This is a genomic window from Streptomyces sp. SDr-06 (assembly GCF_003324565.1).
Lineage (GTDB): Bacteria > Actinomycetota > Actinomycetes > Streptomycetales > Streptomycetaceae > Streptomyces.
In genome coordinates, this window is record NZ_QOLA01000014.1 from 129931 (window position 1) to 145396 (window position 15466).

At 72.3% G+C, this 15466-nt stretch carries 12 protein-coding genes and 1 riboswitch; of the genes, 10 read left to right on the top strand and 2 right to left on the bottom strand.

What is annotated here, in order from left to right; all coding sequences use genetic code 11:
* Nucleotides 1-267: 267 nt before the first annotated feature.
* Nucleotides 268-2745: a YfhO family protein gene (locus tag DT019_RS25790; protein ID WP_114039298.1), complete on the bottom strand. Its 2478-nt coding sequence runs from the start codon at nt 2743-2745 to the stop codon at nt 268-270.
* A gap of 248 nt (nt 2746-2993) precedes the next feature.
* Here DT019_RS25790 and DT019_RS25795 point away from each other — a divergent pair, with 248 nt between their 5' ends.
* A complete protein-coding gene (locus DT019_RS25795) occupies nt 2994-3671 on the top strand; it encodes a SurA N-terminal domain-containing protein (protein ID WP_114039299.1) in 678 nt (225 codons plus the stop codon).
* A 21-nt stretch (nt 3672-3692) separates the two neighbouring features.
* Nucleotides 3693-4667, top strand: coding sequence for a nucleoside triphosphate pyrophosphohydrolase (locus DT019_RS25800; protein WP_114039300.1), 975 nt, complete (start codon nt 3693-3695; stop codon nt 4665-4667).
* Nucleotides 4668-5146: 479 nt separating this feature from the next.
* Here DT019_RS25800 and DT019_RS25805 read toward each other — a convergent pair whose 3' ends face one another.
* Nucleotides 5147-6373: a globin domain-containing protein gene (locus DT019_RS25805; RefSeq protein WP_223279750.1), complete on the bottom strand. Its 1227-nt coding sequence runs from the start codon at nt 6371-6373 to the stop codon at nt 5147-5149.
* 40 nt (nt 6374-6413) lie between these two features.
* On the opposite strand from DT019_RS25805, the gene DT019_RS25810 reads away from it, so the two are divergent.
* The 8 genes from DT019_RS25810 (at nt 6414) to DT019_RS25845 (ending at nt 15329) form a co-directional block, all read left to right on the top strand.
* On the top strand, nt 6414-7673 hold the full coding sequence (locus tag DT019_RS25810) for a cytochrome P450 family protein (RefSeq protein ID WP_114039301.1): 1260 nt from the start codon (nt 6414-6416) through the stop codon (nt 7671-7673).
* Between the two features lie 143 nt (nt 7674-7816).
* Nucleotides 7817-8809: a transglycosylase family protein gene (locus DT019_RS25815; RefSeq protein ID WP_114039302.1), complete on the top strand. Its 993-nt coding sequence runs from the start codon at nt 7817-7819 to the stop codon at nt 8807-8809.
* Nucleotides 8810-9066: 257 nt separating this feature from the next.
* Nucleotides 9067-9236, top strand: a riboswitch (cyclic di-AMP (ydaO/yuaA leader).
* Between the two features lie 3 nt (nt 9237-9239).
* On the top strand, nt 9240-9953 hold the full coding sequence (locus tag DT019_RS25820; protein ID WP_114039303.1) for a transglycosylase family protein: 714 nt from the start codon (nt 9240-9242) through the stop codon (nt 9951-9953).
* A 256-nt stretch (nt 9954-10209) separates the two neighbouring features.
* A complete protein-coding gene (gene eno, locus DT019_RS25825) occupies nt 10210-11496 on the top strand; it encodes a phosphopyruvate hydratase (protein ID WP_114039304.1) in 1287 nt (428 codons plus the stop codon).
* A gap of 102 nt (nt 11497-11598) precedes the next feature.
* Nucleotides 11599-12087: an FtsB family cell division protein gene (locus DT019_RS25830; RefSeq protein ID WP_114039305.1), complete on the top strand. Its 489-nt coding sequence runs from the start codon at nt 11599-11601 to the stop codon at nt 12085-12087.
* Nucleotides 12088-12117: 30 nt separating this feature from the next.
* Nucleotides 12118-12651 (top strand): DUF501 domain-containing protein, encoded by a 534-nt coding sequence (locus tag DT019_RS25835; RefSeq protein WP_114039306.1) that lies wholly within the window; start codon nt 12118-12120, stop codon nt 12649-12651.
* Complete coding sequence (locus DT019_RS25840) at nt 12648-13562, top strand: Ppx/GppA phosphatase family protein (protein ID WP_114039307.1); 915 nt, start codon at nt 12648-12650, stop codon at nt 13560-13562. The genes DT019_RS25835 and DT019_RS25840 overlap by 4 nt, the downstream gene beginning before the upstream one ends.
* A gap of 369 nt (nt 13563-13931) precedes the next feature.
* Nucleotides 13932-15329 (top strand): NAD(P)/FAD-dependent oxidoreductase, encoded by a 1398-nt coding sequence (locus tag DT019_RS25845; protein ID WP_114039308.1) that lies wholly within the window; start codon nt 13932-13934, stop codon nt 15327-15329.
* The last annotated feature ends 137 nt before the right edge of the window (nt 15330-15466 follow it).

The window sequence follows — 15466 nt, forward strand, 5'->3', positions numbered from 1 at the left end:
TCGCACTTGGCGGGGTGCTCAGGAGGCATACCCAGCCCGTCATGGGGGTCCCCCCTGGCCCTTGAGGCCTTGGGGGAGATTGAGGACGAGCGCCGTCCAGGCGCGAACGGGGTCTGGGGCGCAGCCCCAGGACGCCCGCGGACCGTGCGGGGTTGCTCGCGCAGTTCCCCGCGTCCCTGTAGGAGGCCCAGCGCTGGCATCCTCAGCCTGTCATGGGGGTCCCCCCTGGCCCTTAAGGCCTTGGGGGAGATTGAGGACGAGCGCCGTTCAGGTGCGGACGGGGGCTGGGGCGGAGCCCCAGGTATGCCTGCCGCGGAGGCGGGGCCAAGCCGCCAGCGTGCCCAGTGCGAGCAGGGCCGTGGCCCCCACCAGCGCACCCGACCGCAACCCCGGCGGCCGGAAGTCGCACGCGACGGACCGCGCCCCGGCGGGCAGCGAAACCGCCACCAGGCCCAAGTAGTCCCCGGCGGGAGCCGACGCCGCGCCGTCGACCCGGCACGACCACCCCGCGATCCGGGGCATCGCGAACACCGCCGTCCCCCGCGCCCCGGCGGGCAGTTCGGCCCGTATCGAGGAGTCCGAGACCGAGACCCGGGTCGCACCCGTCGCCCGCAGACGGCCCACCGCGCGGTCGAGGGCCGCCCGGTCCAGACAGCCCAGTTCGGCGTGCCGGTCCGCGGGCGTCAGGGTGATGTGCGAGGCGCGGCCCGGCCCGGCCGACGTGCCGAACGGGATGAGCGGGGCCCGCCGGCTGGGCGCGCCGCCGCGCATCTCGACGGCCTGGCCTTCGCCGAGCCGCGCGGAGCCGAAGTGTTCGGGGGCCCACAGGAAGATGTCGGTCCCCGCGGGGCAGCCCTGCGTGAGGGTGCGGGTCGTGTAGACCCGGGCGCCGAGCAGGAGTTCCTGGTTGCGGAACGGGTTGGAGCCGTACGCCGGTTCCGGCGCGGGCGGCCGGAGCGTGACGAGCGGCGGGGTGGCGGCGGCCCGGATCAGCACGGGGTCGCCGCCCTTCTCCGCGACCCGCACGCGTGCGCCCACCGAGAAGATCGCGTCGGTCACCGGGTTGTCCAGGCTCTGCACCGCCCGTCCCCGCGAGGTCCAGCCGCCGCCGAGGGCAGTCATGGTCTGGTTGAGGACCTCCGGGGTGAGGCTGGAGTAGTAGGCGCCGCCCTCGCCGCCGAGCAGGAGCGGGTCGTTGTTGGTGATCTGCCGCTGCCCGGGGTCGGTGCGGTAACCGGGCCAGCCGGAGGCGTCCGACCCGAGGGCGGCGCGCGCCGAGTGCTCGGCGCCCCAGGCGGGGTAGCCGTCCATCCTGGCCGCCCGCTGCTGGTCCCCGTACGCCGCGGTCACCCCCGCCTGGGCGATCTGCGCCCCGGCCAGCAGGGCGAGCGCGACGAGGGTGCGGCCGCGCCTGCCCCGGCGGGCGAGGAGCAGCCCGCCGGCCACGGCCGCGACGCCCGCCGCGAACAGCGGGTACGTCCATGCCGAGATCAGCTCGCTGAAGGCCGCGCCCGCCGCGATCAGGGCGAGCACGCCGGCCCCGCCGAGCAGCGCGCGGCGCCCGGGGATCCCGTACGACAGGGAGATCCAGGCGGCGATCACGAGGATGCCGCAGAGCACGAAGGTCTGCCGGTAGGGGCTGCCGTTGGGGGTGACGAAGGCGTGCCAGGCCAAGTGGGTGGGCTTCCACTGGAAGGAGAGCGCGACGGCGAGCGCGAGGCCGCTCCAGGCGTACCGCTCGCGGCGCGGGACCGCCCGGTGGAAGGCGAGGGTGCAGGCGAGCAGCAGCGCGCCGGTGCCGAGGAAGACGGCGGGGGAGGAGAAGGAGTACGTGGCGGGCAGGGTGCGGGCCAGGTAGTCCGGCCAGGACACCGGCGCGAACTCCCGCACCCAGCCCGGGTGCGCGTGCCGGGTGCCGAGATAGATGGTGAACAGGACGGGCGCCGAGAGCCCGATGCCGATCACGACCGAGCGCGCGGCCAACAGCACGGCCCGCACCCGGCCCCGCGCGTCGGTGTCGCGGTCCACGAACAGCAGCAGGAGCAGGACCAGAGCGGCGCCGATGGTCGCCATGTAGGCGGTGTAGAAGTTGGCGATCCAGGCGAGCGCCACGACCAGCGGGCCGAGGACCGGCCGCCGCCCGGACCTCGCCCAGTGGCCGACCAGGCAGAGCAGCGGGAAGGCGATCAGGCCGTCCAGCCACATCGGGTTGTACGTCGACTCCAGGATCGACCAGCCGCACAGCGCGTACGAGGAGCCGAGCACCCCCGCCACCCAGCGGCGGGGGGCCGCCGGGCGCAGTGCGAGCAGCAGCACCGTCATGGCGACGGCCGCCGCAGCCATCTTGAGGACGGTGATCACATAGACGGCGAGGTCGATCCGGTCGCGCGGGAAGACCCCGACGAGCAGCGCGAACGGGCTGCTGAGGTAGGTGCCGAGGTCGGGCAGGAACGAAGTGCCGTACCCGGACTGCCAGTTGAGGAGCAGCCCGCCCGCGGCGCGGCCGTGCAGCAGGTCCCACAGGTGCTCGTGGAAGGGCACGAACTGGTTGCCCAGGTCATTGATGCTGCGGGTGTGGCGCTGGAGCGGGCCGAGCGGGACGACCCCGGCGACGGCGTCCGCGCCGCACACCGCGAGCAGGGTGATCAGTGCGGACAGGGCGGCGGCGCGGGTGGCCGGGCGGCGGGCGGCCGCGATCCGCACCGGGGCCACCGGCGGGGCGGGGGCGGCTTCGAGGGTCGGCATCGAGGTCCTTTGCTGTGCGCTGCCGTCGAATATGCCGGACCCCCGGCGGCAACACAGCGGGCCGGGAACTCAGTTCACGCAATGGACGGCACGGCTTCATCCGGCTTCACCCCCGCGACCGACGGGGGTCGCGAATCGTTGGGCGAATCAGTGGCCCTGGCCACGCCGACTGCCTAACATCGATCACCGCAAGGTCTTAGCAAGGTTCGTCGCCACGCCGCACGTATCTGCTCCGCCGGGAGGCTCCTTTGCACCGCCGCCGTCGCACCGCGCTCTCCGTCTCCGTCGTCCTGCTCGCCGCGGGCCCACTCCTCACGGCCTGCGGCAGCACGGCCCACCCGGGGGCCGCGGCCGTCGTCGGGGGCGAGCGGATCGAGGTCTCCGCGCTCCAGGCCGAGGTCAAGGACGTACGGACGGCCCAGCAGAAGTCCCCGCAGTCCGCCCAGCTGATCAAGGACTCGGGGCAGCTCGGCAAGGTGAAGCTCAGCAACATGATCTTCGACCGGGTCCTCGCGCGCGCCGCCGAGCAGGCCGGGGTGAGCGTGAGCCCCAAGGAGGTCCAGGACGCGCGGGCCGCGATGGTCCAGCAGGCCGGGGGCGAGGACCAGCTGCGCGAGCAGGCCCTGACCAACGGCGGGCTCGCCCCCGACCAGATCGACGCGTACGTCCACCGGCAGGTCACCGAGCAGAAGCTGGCCACCGCGATCGGCGCCCGCACCCAGCAGGATCTGCTGCCCGCCCTGGTCAAGGCGTCCAAGGACCTCGGGGTGGACGTGAACCCGCGCTACGGCGCGTGGAACGCGAGCCAGATCCAGCTCGCCGACTACCAGGCGCCCTGGATCGCCAGGACCAAACAGGCCGCGGCGCCCCCGGCCGCCCCCGAGGAGCAGCAGGGCGACCCGGGGGACTCCGCGTCGACCGGCTGAGCCGGGAGGTAGGTTCGACGGGTGACTGCTGCTCAAGAGCCCGGCCGAATCGTTCTTCTCACCGCGAGCCACCGGGTCGCCCCCGGACTCCTGTCCTGGCCCGCGTGGCAGACCCTGCGCGCCGCCGACCTCGTGCTGTGCCCCGACGCCGGGCACCCGCAGCTGCCGTACCTGCGCGAGGCCGGGGTGGCGGTCGAGCTGTCCGCGCCGGACGCGCAGGAACTGGTCGAGGCCTGCGCGGGGGGCCGCACCGTCGTCGTCCTGCCCGCGGGCGAGGGGGATCGCCGCCTGACGGACGGGCTGGCCCGCCTCGCCGGATCCGGCCGGGTCCAGATGCCCGACCTGGAGCTGCTCCCCGGCTCCTACGATCTGCCGGGCGCGCGCCTGCTCGACCTCGTCCAGGTCATGGACCGCATCCGGCGCGAATGCCCCTGGTCCTCGCAGCAGACCCACAAGGGGCTCGCCAAGTACGCCCTGGAGGAGGCGTACGAGCTCGTCGAGGCGGTCGAGGAGGGGGACCGCGACGAGCTGCGCGAGGAGCTCGGCGACGTGCTGCTCCAGGTCGTCTTCCATGCCCGGATCGCCGAGGAGGGCGGGGCCGGGGAGGGGGAGGAGCCGTTCTCCATCGACGACGTGGCGGGCGGGATCGTGGAGAAGCTGATCCACCGCCATCCGCACGTCTTCGGCTCCGAGACCGCAAGGACGCCGGAGGAGGTCAAGGCGCACTGGCTGGCGATGAAGGCGGTGGAGAAGCGGCGGGCGTCCGTGACGGACGGGGTGCCGTTGGGGCAGCCCGCGCTCGCGCTGGCCGCGAAGCTGTCCTCGCGCGTGCGTTCCGCGGGCCTTGAGGTCCCGCTCCCCTCCGGGGAGGGCGTGGGCTACCGCCTTCTCGCGCTGGCGGCGGAGGCGGAGGCGGCGGGGGTGGACCCCGAGAGCGCGCTGCGGGCTGCCGCCCGGGCCTACCGAGCGTCGATCCGCTCAGCAGAATCGGCTTGATCCCCCACCCCGCCCCTTCCCGAAACCCTCCGGGGGTGGAAGGACTCCTGGGGGCTCCGCCCCCAGACCCCCGTTCGCGCCTTGAGGGCGCTCGTCCTCAATCTCCCCCAAGGCCTCAAGGGCCAGGGGGACCCCCATGACGGGCTAGGCATGCCATGCCGACCAGCACGGTCCCGCCAGGGGCGCGGGGAACTGCGCGACAAGCCATGCACGGCCCGCAGACCGAAGGACCCCCGCATAGTCACCCCGAGAGGGGCGACGTACCCAGGGGCGCGGGGAACTGCGCGAGCAGCCACGCACGGTCCGCAGGTGAAAGAGGGTTTGAGGGGCGCGGGGAACTGCGCGAGAAGCGGGCACGGTCCGCAGGCCGCAGGGGATTGGGGGCGCGGGGAACTGCGCGATGAGCCCGCACGACCCGCAGACCGAAGAGGGGTTGGGGGTACCCGGGAGAATCCCGGTGATTGCGGGGCGGGGCAGCGTCAGGGGGGCGGCGGCGCGGACCGGTCCGCCGGGTTGTGCCAGCGCGGCACCGGACGGTCAAGGAACCATTCGGCGGAGCCGAGCGCCCGGGGCCCGGGGACGGGCGAGGGCACCGCGTCGCACCGTACGCGGGACGCGACCGCGCCGAGCCCCACCAGCACCCCGCGGACCTCGGCCATGAACCCCGCCGGCCCGGCGAGCAGCACATCGTGGTGGGCCCAGTGCCCGCGGTGCCCCAGCGCGGTGATCAGCCGCTCCGTCGCCTGGAGCGGGTCGCGCCCCGGCGCCGGGGTGATGAACGTCGTGTGCAGGCGCGGGAGTTGGGCGGACAGCGCCTCCATCGCCGGGCGGTCGTACAGATGGGCCGTGTCCCGGGCGACCGCGAACAGGCGTAACTCGTCGGCGTGCCCCGCCGGCGCGAGCTGCTCCAGCAGGGCCTTCACCGGCGCCCACCCCGTACCCGCGGCTATGAAGGTCAGCGGGCCCCCGGGACCGGCCAGGGACAGGGAGCCCGCCGGTGGGCTCAGGCGCAGGGTGTCGCCGGGGTCCGTCCGCTCGACCAGGGCGGTGGACATCAGCCCGCCCGCCACCCGGCTGACATGGAGGTCGACCGTGCCGTCGGGACGCGGCGCGTTCCCGATCGAATACGTCCGCCACACCCCTGGCACCGCGGGATGGGCCACGCTCACGTACTGCCCGGCGGTGTAGGGGAGCCGGGGCGAGGGGCGCAGGGTGAGGACGGCCAGGTCGGGGCCGTACCGGGCGTGGCGTACGACCTCGGCGCTCCACCAGGCGGGCTCGCCCGCGGCGACCGCGGCGGCGGCGCCCTCCAGCATCGTCTCGGTCATCACCGAGTACGCCTGGCACCACGCCTTCTCCACCTGTGCCGTCCACGCCCCGCCCGCCGCGCGGGCGAACGCGGCGAGCAGGCTCGCGCCCACGGCCGCGTAGTGCTCGGGCGCCGCGAGGAACCTGCGGTGGTCGCGTCCCAGCGCGCGCAGATAGGAGGGGAGGGACGGGTCGCCCAGGCGGCCCACGACCTCCGTGATCGCGGCGAACAGCCGGTCGCGCTGGAGCTCCATGGCGGCGGGTCCGGACGGGAACAGCGCCCGCAGGCCCGGGTTGTGCCAGAAGAGGTGGGAATAGAAGAATTTGGTCGCGTGTTCGGCGCGCCGCTCCACCACCGCGAAGCCGGCCCTCAGCACCTCTTGCTCCTCTGGATCCACCAGCGCGAATCTAGGGGAGAGGGCGGGATACGGTCGAGGGGTGCAGGACAACGACCCCCTTCCGCCCGCCCCGCCCGCCCCCGAACTCTTCACCTGGGAGTTCGCCACCGACCCGTACCCGGCCTATGCCTGGCTGCGCGAGCACGCCCCCGTGCACCGCACCCGGCTGCCGAGCGGCGTCGAGGCGTGGCTGGTGACGCGGTACGGGGACGCCCGGCAGGCCCTCGCCGACCAGCGGCTCTCCAAGAACCCCGCGCACCACGACGAGCCCGCCCACGCCCGGGGCAGGACCGGCATCCCGGGCGAGCGCAAGGCCGAGCTGATGACGCACCTGCTCAACATCGACCCGCCGGACCACACCCGGCTGCGGCGCCTGGTGTCGAAGGCATTCACCCCGCGTACGGTCGCCCAGTTCGCGCCCCGCGTGCAGGAGTTGACCGACCGGCTCATCGACGCGTTCGAGGCGAAGGGGGAGGCCGACCTCATCCACGAGTTCGCCTTCCCGCTCCCCATCTACGCCATCTGCGACCTGCTCGGCGTACCGCGCGAGGACCAGGACGACTTCCGGGACTGGGCGGGCATGATGATCCGCCACGGCGGCGGGCCGCGCGGCGGGGTGGCCCGCTCGGTGAAGAAGATGCGCGACTACCTCGCCGAGCTCATCCACAAGAAGCGCGAGAACCCCGGCGACGACCTCATCTCGCGGCTCATCGAGGCCAGCGACCACGGCGAGCACCTGACGGAGAACGAGGCCGCCGCGATGGCCTTCATCCTGCTCTTCGCCGGGTTCGAGACCACCGTCAACCTGATCGGCAACGGGGTGTACGCGCTGCTGCGCAACCCCGGACAGCGGGGGCGGCTCCAGGAATCGCTCGCCGCCGGGCGGAGCGACCTCCTCGAAACCGGTGTCGAGGAGCTGCTGCGGTACGACGGGCCCGTCGAGCTGGCGACCTGGCGGTTCGCCACCGAGCCGCTGACGATCGGCGGCCAGGACATCGCCGCCGGCGACCCGGTCCTCGTGGTGCTCGCCGCCGCCGACCGCGACCCCGAGCGCTTCGCCGACCCGGACGTCCTCGACCTCGGCCGCAGGGACAACCAGCACCTCGGGTACGGGCACGGCATCCATTACTGCCTCGGCGCCCCGCTCGCCCGGCTCGAAGGGCAGACCGCGCTCGCGACCCTGCTGCGGCGCCTTCCTGACCTGCGGCTGGGGGCGGAACCTGACGATTTGCGCTGGCGCGGCGGGCTCATCATGCGCGGACTGCGCACCCTGCCGGTCCAGTTCACGCCGCCCCGCTGACCGGGCGTGACCGGGCCGGAACTGACGGGCCGTCAAGACTGTGACTTTTATGTGATCCCGGGTGCATCGACTTGTGACAGGCGTTCGAGTACGGCTACGTTCACCGTTCATTCGGCTCAGCAGTCACACGGAAGGCCTTATTCATGCGCTCCGGGAATGGACGGCATCGTCGACCCCGCCAGGCACCCGCTCTCGTCGTCGCGGCAGGAGTGACCGGCTCGGCCATCGCCCTTCCCCTGCTCGCCGCGACCGGCGCGAACGCCGCGGACGCGAGCACCTGGAACCAGGTGGCGGCCTGTGAGTCGGGCGGTATGTGGAGCGCCGACTTCGGCAACGGCCTGTACGGCGGCCTCCAGTTCTCGCAGGCCACGTGGGAGGCGTACGGCGGCACGGAGTACGCCCAGCGTGCCGACCTGGCCAGCCGCGCCCAGCAGATAGCCGTGGCCGAGAAGGTGCTCGCGGCCAAGGGCCCGGGGGCCTTCGCGAACTGCGGCAGCGGCGCCGGGCTCACCAAGGGCGGCGGCTCGGCCAACGTCGACCCGGGCGTGCCGGACACCTCGGACGGCAGGACCGCGCCCCTGCCCGCGACCCCCAGCGCCCCGCCCGCCAAGACGCCGGGCACCACCCCGGCGCCGAGCGGCTCGGCGCCCGCCACGCCGGCGCCGGGCGCTCCCAAGCCGAGCGACCCGCCCAAGTCCCCGACGCCGTCCGCCTCCACCCCCGCGGCTCCCGGCAAGCACCGCGGGGCGCCCTCGCCCGAGGAGAGCGCGGGCACGGCTCCGGGCGGCACGCCCTCGGGTGCGCCGGCCGGCCAGGCCGACCCGGGCGCCGCGAGCGGTCCGGGCCATTCGGCCGACGACCGCGAGGCGGGACGCCACGCCTCGCGAGGTGACGGTGCCTCACGTGAGAACGGCAACACCCTTCCCGCGGGCGGCGACTACACCGTGCGTCCCGGCGACAATCTCTCGGCCATCGCCGACGCGAACAAGATCCAGGGCGGCTGGCCCGCGCTGTACCACGCCAACGAGCACCTCATCGGCACCGACCCGAACCTCATCCTGCCTGGCCAGAGCCTGGACCTGAAGGCCGCGTCGACTGCCGCCGCGACCCCGAACTCGACGCCGAAGCAGGGTTAGTTCGCGGGACTATGTCCGTTCTGTGCAAGTGAGACATGGGTCTCTTCGCCTCAACTGGCGTGTCCCGTCTGCCCGGTCCGTCCGCCCCGCCCCTCACCTGCGGAAACGCCCCTTGTGTCTCGGCAAGTAGGGGGGATTTCTCCCCGATGTGCGTCTTTGAACATTGGCGGGGCGTGTGTTTTCGTCGTTCTCGCTCGTCACCGCGAGCCCCTTCGACCGAGCACGCCGAATCCTGCCGTCGGCCGGAGGGAACAGTCGACGCTTATGCGCCGTAGGCAGGAGCGGGGGACCCAAGGTAGGCGCCGGGCCCGGCAGTTCACGTGACTGCCGCAACCGGCTTGGGGTGAAGACGGGCGCACCGACGCTCGGCCGGGCAGCTCACGCCCGAACCCGACAGCTCACCTCGCAGGCGTCGGTGAGGAGAACCTCCATGCTGCTTTCCGGCAAGGGCAAGCACCGCCGCCCGTCCAAGGCCGTCCGTGTCGCCACGCTGGCCGGTGTCACCGGCGCCGCGGTGGCCGCCCCGCTGATGGCGGCGGGCAACGCCTCCGCCGCCTCCGTCCAGACCTGGGACGCCGTCGCCCAGTGCGAGTCCGGCGGCAACTGGTCCATCAACACCGGCAACGGCTACTACGGCGGCCTGCAGTTCTCGCAGTCCTCCTGGGCCGCCGCCGGCGGCACCCAGTACGCCTCGCGCGCCGACCTGGCCACCAAGGGCCAGCAGATAGCCACCGCCGAGAAGCTGCTCGCGATGCAGGGCCCGGGCGCCTGGTCCTGCGCCGGTGCGGGCAACCTGACCTCGGGCGGCGGCAAGGCCGACGTGGACACCTCCGGTTCCTCGTCCTCGTCGAAGACCTCGGGGTCCTCGGGGTCCTCGAAGTCGTCCAAGCCGAAGCAGCAGGCCCAGCCGCAGCAGAAGTCCGAGCGCGCCGAGTCGGCGCCGAAGGCCAGCCGCGACGAGCAGCGCGGCGAGCCGGTCAAGCAGGGCAACGGCGAGTACACCGTCAAGTCCGGCGACACCCTCGGCAACATCGCCGCGGCCAACGGCGTCAAGGGCGGCTGGCAGAAGCTGTTCGACGTGAACAAGGACATCGTCAAGGACGCGAACCTGATCTTCCCGGGTCAGAAGCTGCACCTCGGCTGAGTCCCGCCCCCTCCAGGCCGCCCCGGCCCGGCGCGCGTTCCCCCGTACGCGCCGGGCCGGGGCTTCGCCATTACCCGGCAGTAGTGTTGTGGTCCTTTGCCCGTGAATCAGGGTCCTTGGGCCCTTTTTCGTCCCAGGAGGCGGGCACTCGGCTGGCCGGAGCTCCAGAGCCGGTTAGGCTCTTGTCGCAAGGCGAAGCGACCCCGCATGTCCCTGCACTGCTTGCGTCACATCTAGCGTCACATCCCAGAAGGAGATGCTCGTGCCGTCCATCGACGTCGTCGTAGCCCGGGAAATCCTGGACTCCCGAGGCAACCCCACGGTCGAGGTCGAGGTCGGCCTCGACGACGGCAGCACCGGCCGTGCTGCCGTTCCGTCCGGCGCCTCCACCGGTGCCTTCGAGGCCATCGAGCTCCGCGACGGCGACCCGAACCGCTACGGCGGCAAGGGTGTCGAGAAGGCCGTCCTCGCCGTCATCGAGCAGATCGGCCCGGAGCTCGTCGGCTACGACGCCACCGAGCAGCGCCTGATCGACCAGGCCATGTTCGACCTGGACGCCACGGACAACAAGGGCTCGCTCGGCGCCAACGCCATCCTCGGCGTCTCCCTCGCCGTCGCGCACGCCGCCTCCGAGGCCAGCGACCTGCCGCTGTTCCGCTACCTGGGCGGCCCCAACGCGCACCTGCTGCCCGTGCCGATGATGAACATCCTCAACGGTGGGTCGCACGCCGACTCCAACGTGGACATCCAGGAGTTCATGATCGCCCCGATCGGCGCGGAGTCCTTCTCCGAGGCCCTTCGCTGGGGTGCCGAGGTCTACCACACGCTCAAGAGCGTCCTGAAGCGCAAGGGCCTCTCCACCGGCCTCGGCGACGAGGGCGGCTTCGCGCCGAACCTGGAGTCCAACCGCGCCGCCCTCGACCTCATCCTCGAGGCCATCAAGGAGGCCGGTTACGCCCCGGGCAAGGACATCGCGCTCGCGCTCGACGTCGCCGCGTCCGAGTTCTACAAGGACGGCAAGTACGAGTTCGAGGGCAAGTCCCGCTCGGCCGCCGAGATGACCGAGTACTACGAGGAGCTCGTCTCCGCGTACCCGCTGGTCTCCATCGAGGACCCGCTGTTCGAGGACGACTGGGCCGGCTGGAACACCATCACCTCGCGCCTGGGCTCCAAGGTCCAGATCGTCGGTGACGACCTGTTCGTGACCAACCCCGAGCGCCTGTCGCGCGGCATCGAGGAGGGCTCCGCCAACGCCCTGCTCGTCAAGGTCAACCAGATCGGTTCGCTGACCGAGACCCTGGACGCCGTCGAGATGGCCCAGCGCAACGGCTTCAAGTGCATGATGTCGCACCGCTCCGGCGAGACCGAGGACGTCACCATCGCCGACCTCGCCGTCGCGGTGAACTGCGGCCAGATCAAGACCGGCGCCCCGGCCCGCTCGGACCGCGTCGCCAAGTACAACCAGCTGCTGCGCATCGAGGAGATCCTCGACGACGCCGCGGTGTACGCGGGCCGCAGCGCGTTCCCCCGCTTCAAGGGCTGACGTGTGAAGGGCTGACGCCCTAGCCAGTCGTACGTACGTCCCCGGCCGCGGTCCCGTACCGTGTCCGGGGACGTCCGTGTGTAACGGGGAGGCGGGAGAGCGATGGGCAAGAACGCCAAGGGCGGTGACCGCGACCGGTTCTCCACCGCGGCCCGGCTCAAGGTGCTCGGCGAGCAGACCGCCGCCCGCGTCTACCGCTCGCAGACCAAGCGCCAGGCCCGCCGCTCCCGGCTCACCGGCCGGGCAGCCCTCCTCGCGCTGGTGCTGTGCTCCCTGATCGTGGCCCTCGCCTACCCGATGCGGCAGTACGTCTCGCAGCGCGCCGACATCTCCGACCAGCAGCGCAAGGCCGCCGACGCCCAGAAGGCGGTCGAGCGGCTGCGGGACGAGAAGGCGCGGCTCCAGGACGACGCGTACATCGAGAAGCTGGCCCGCGAGCACCTGCACATGCAGTTCCCGGGGGAGACCGGCTTCACCGTCGTCGACCCGGGCGCGAGGGACAAGCACCGCGAGGACAAGGGCGCGACCGGCCGCGCCTGGCACTCCAACCTCTGGGACGGCGTCGACCAGGCCGACCGTCCCGCCAACTGACCACCGCTAGCGATAGAGACTGACCCAGGCATGGAAACGCCCCCGCCCCAGACCGACCGCACCGAGCCCACCGACGCGGACATCGCCGCCTTCAAGCAGCAGCTCGGCCGCCCGCCGCGCGGCCTGCGTGCCATCGCGCACCGCTGCCCCTGCGGCAACCCGGACGTCGTCGAGACGGCCCCGCGCCTGGAGGACGGCACGCCGTTCCCGACGACGTACTACCTCACGTGCCCGCGCGCGGCCTCCGCGATCGGCACCCTGGAGGCGAACGGCGTCATGAAGGAGATGACGGAGCGCCTGGCGAGCGACCCGGAGCTGGCCGCCGCCTACCGCGCCGCGCACGAGGACTACATCGCGCGCCGCGACGCCATCGAGGTCCTGGAGGGCTTCCCCAGCGCGGGCGGCATGCCGGACCGGGTGAAGTGCCTGCACGTGCTCGTGGGCCACTCGCTGGCGGCCGGGCCGGGCGTGAACCCGCTCGGTGACGAGGCGATCGCCCTGCTGCCCGAGTGGTGGGCCAAGGGCCCGTGCGTGACGCCGTGCGGTGGGGAGGACGACCAGTGACGCGCGTCGCCGCGATCGACTGCGGTACGAACTCGATCCGCCTGCTGGTCGCCGACGCGGACCCGGCCACCGGCGAGATCACCGACCTGGACCGGCGGATGACGATCGTCCGGCTCGGCCAGGGCGTGGACCGCACCGGACGGCTGGCCCCCGAGGCCCTGGAGCGGACGTTCGCGGCGTGCCGCGAGTACGCCGCCGTGATCAAGGAGCTCGGCGCGGAGCGCATCCGCTTCGTGGCGACCTCCGCCTCGCGGGACGCCGAGAACCGGGACGACTTCGTGCGCGGGGTCCTCGACATCCTCGGCGTCGAGCCCGAGGTGATCTCCGGCGACCAGGAGGCCGAGTTCTCCTTCACCGGCGCCACCAAGGAACTGCACGCCGACGGCTCGTACCTGGTCGTCGACATCGGCGGCGGCTCCACCGAGTTCGTGGTCGGCTCGCGCAGCGTGGAGGCCGCCCGCTCGGTCGACATCGGCTGTGTGCGGATGACCGAGCGCCACCACCCGGGCGATCCGGCCACCCCCGAGCAGATCGCCGCCATCCGCGCCGACATCGAGGCCGCTCTCGACCTCGCCGAGCAGAGCGTGCCGCTGCGCGAACCGCGCACCCTGGTGGGCCTCGCGGGCTCGGTCACCACCGTCGCGGCCATCGCCCTGGGACTCACCGCGTACGACTCGGCCGCCATCCATCATTCACGTATCCCTCACGAGGACGTGGCCGCCGTCACCGCCCGGCTGCTCGCCTCCACCCACGAGGAGCGCACCCGCATCCCCGTGCTGCACCCCGGGCGCGTCGACGTGATCGCGGCCGGTGCGCTGGTGCTGCTCGCCGTGATGGAGCGGACCGGGGCCCGTGAGGTCGTGGTCAGCGAGCACGACATTCTGGACGGAATCGCCTGGTCGATCGCCTGATCGCGGTCGACAGGGGGCCGTGTGGGCGCCCCGGCGGAGAAAGTTCGTGAAGTTCTTCACAAGGAAATCGGGTCCCGGGGCCGAGGTTTGTGGCCCCGGGACCGCTTTCTGAGGCGTCAGGGGCTCATCCGGGCGCATTCCAGACGGTGATGGGCGTGTTACGCCTGCGTTTCGCACGGCAGTGGTCCACCGAGTGCCGGGCCGTGCAGGCCAGTTCAGGAGGGGTGCACAACGCTCTCCCCGCCATCGTGGTTCCCTCCGGGCACCATGACCTCGGTCACGTGGGCCGCGCAGTGTAGCAGAGGCCCCTGCGAACCTTGTGAAGGGGCGCACGAGCAGGGGTCCACGGGCGGGTGGATACTCGATGGCATGAGCACCACGGAGCGTCCCAGGATCCTCGTAGTAGGTGGCGGGTACGTAGGCCTGTACGCAGCGCGACGCATTCTCAAGAAGATGCGTTACGCGGAAGCGACCGTCACGGTCGTCGACCCGCGCTCGTACATGACGTACCAGCCCTTCCTCCCCGAAGCCGCCGCAGGCAGCATCTCGCCGCGTCACGTCGTCGTCCCGCTGCGGCGCGTCGTGCGCGGAGCCGAGGTGCTCACCGGCCGGGTCACCAGCATCGACCAGGACCGCAAGGTCGCCACGGTCGCGCCGCTCGTCGGCGAGGCCTACGAGCTGCCCTTCGACTACCTGGTCATCGCGATGGGTGCGGTCTCCCGCACCTTCCCGATCCCCGGTCTCGCCGAGCAGGGCATCGGCATGAAGGGCGTGGAAGAGGCCATCGGCCTGCGCAACCACGTTCTGGAGCAGCTCGACAAGGCCGACTCCACCACGGACGAGGACGTCCGCCGCAAGGCGCTGACCTTCGTCTTCGTGGGTGGCGGCTTCGCCGGCGCGGAGACCATCGGCGAGGTGGAGGACATGGCCCGCGACGCGGCCAAGTACTACACCAACGTCAAGCGCGAGGACATGCGCTTCATCCTGGTCGACGCCGCCGACAAGATCCTTCCCGAGGTCGGCCCGGAGCTGGGCCGCTGGGGCAAGGAGCACCTCGAGGGCCGTGGCGTCGAGATCTACCTCTCGACCTCCATGGACTCCTGCGTGGACGGCCACGTCGTGCTGAAGAACGGCCTTGAGGTCGACTCCAACACCATCGTGTGGACCGCGGGCGTCAAGCCCAACCCGGCGCTGTCCCGCTTCGGCCTCCCGCTCGGCCCGCGCGGCCACGTGGACGCCCAGCCGACCCTCCAGGTCACCGGCACCGACTACATCTGGGCCGCCGGCGACAACGCCCAGGTCCCGGACCTGGCCGCGATCAAGGCCGGCGTCCCGGCCGAGCGCGCCTGGTGCCCGCCGAACGCCCAGCACGCGCTGCGTCAGGCCAAGGTCCTCGGCGACAACGTGGTCTCCGGCATGCGGGGCTTCCCGCAGAAGGAGTACGCGCACTCCAACAAGGGTGCGGTGGCCGGTCTCGGCCTCCACAAGGGCGTCGCGATGATCGTCATGGGCAAGATGAAGATCAAGCTCAAGGGCCGTCTCGCCTGGTACATGCACCGTGGCTACCACGGTCTGGCCGTGCCGACCTGGAACCGCAAGATCCGCGTCTTCGCCGACTGGACGCTCGCGATGTTCCTCAAGCGCGAGGTCGTCTCCCTCGGTGCGATGGAGACCCCGCGCGAGGAGTTCTACGAGGCGGCCAAGCCCGCCCCGGCTCCCGCGGCCAAGGTCGAGGAGAAGACCGAGCAGAAGGCCAAGGCCTCCTAGCTCGTCCGGCATTGCCCCGAAGGGGCCGTCCGCCATCCGTGGTGCGGGCGGCCCCTTCGGCGTACCCGGCCGCATCCGGCCCGTCCAAGATCGGTTTCCGGCCAGAAGGTTGGTGTATACAGACACCCTGTCACTCC

What these genes read in the sequence shown, in the direction of transcription:
- DT019_RS25790 (WP_114039298.1), bottom strand. Translation starts at nt 2,745, where the DNA reads ATGCCGACCCTCGAAGCCGCCCCCGCCCCGCCGGTGGCCCCGGTGCGG.
- DT019_RS25815 (WP_114039302.1), top strand. Translation starts at nt 7,817, where the DNA reads ATGCGCTCCGGGAATGGACGGCATCGTCGACCCCGCCAGGCACCCGCT.
- DT019_RS25820 (WP_114039303.1), top strand. Translation starts at nt 9,240, where the DNA reads ATGCTGCTTTCCGGCAAGGGCAAGCACCGCCGCCCGTCCAAGGCCGTC.
- eno (WP_114039304.1), top strand. Translation starts at nt 10,210, where the DNA reads ATGCTCGTGCCGTCCATCGACGTCGTCGTAGCCCGGGAAATCCTGGAC.
- DT019_RS25830 (WP_114039305.1), top strand. Translation starts at nt 11,599, where the DNA reads ATGGGCAAGAACGCCAAGGGCGGTGACCGCGACCGGTTCTCCACCGCG.
- DT019_RS25835 (WP_114039306.1), top strand. Translation starts at nt 12,118, where the DNA reads ATGGAAACGCCCCCGCCCCAGACCGACCGCACCGAGCCCACCGACGCG.
- DT019_RS25845 (WP_114039308.1), top strand. Translation starts at nt 13,932, where the DNA reads ATGAGCACCACGGAGCGTCCCAGGATCCTCGTAGTAGGTGGCGGGTAC.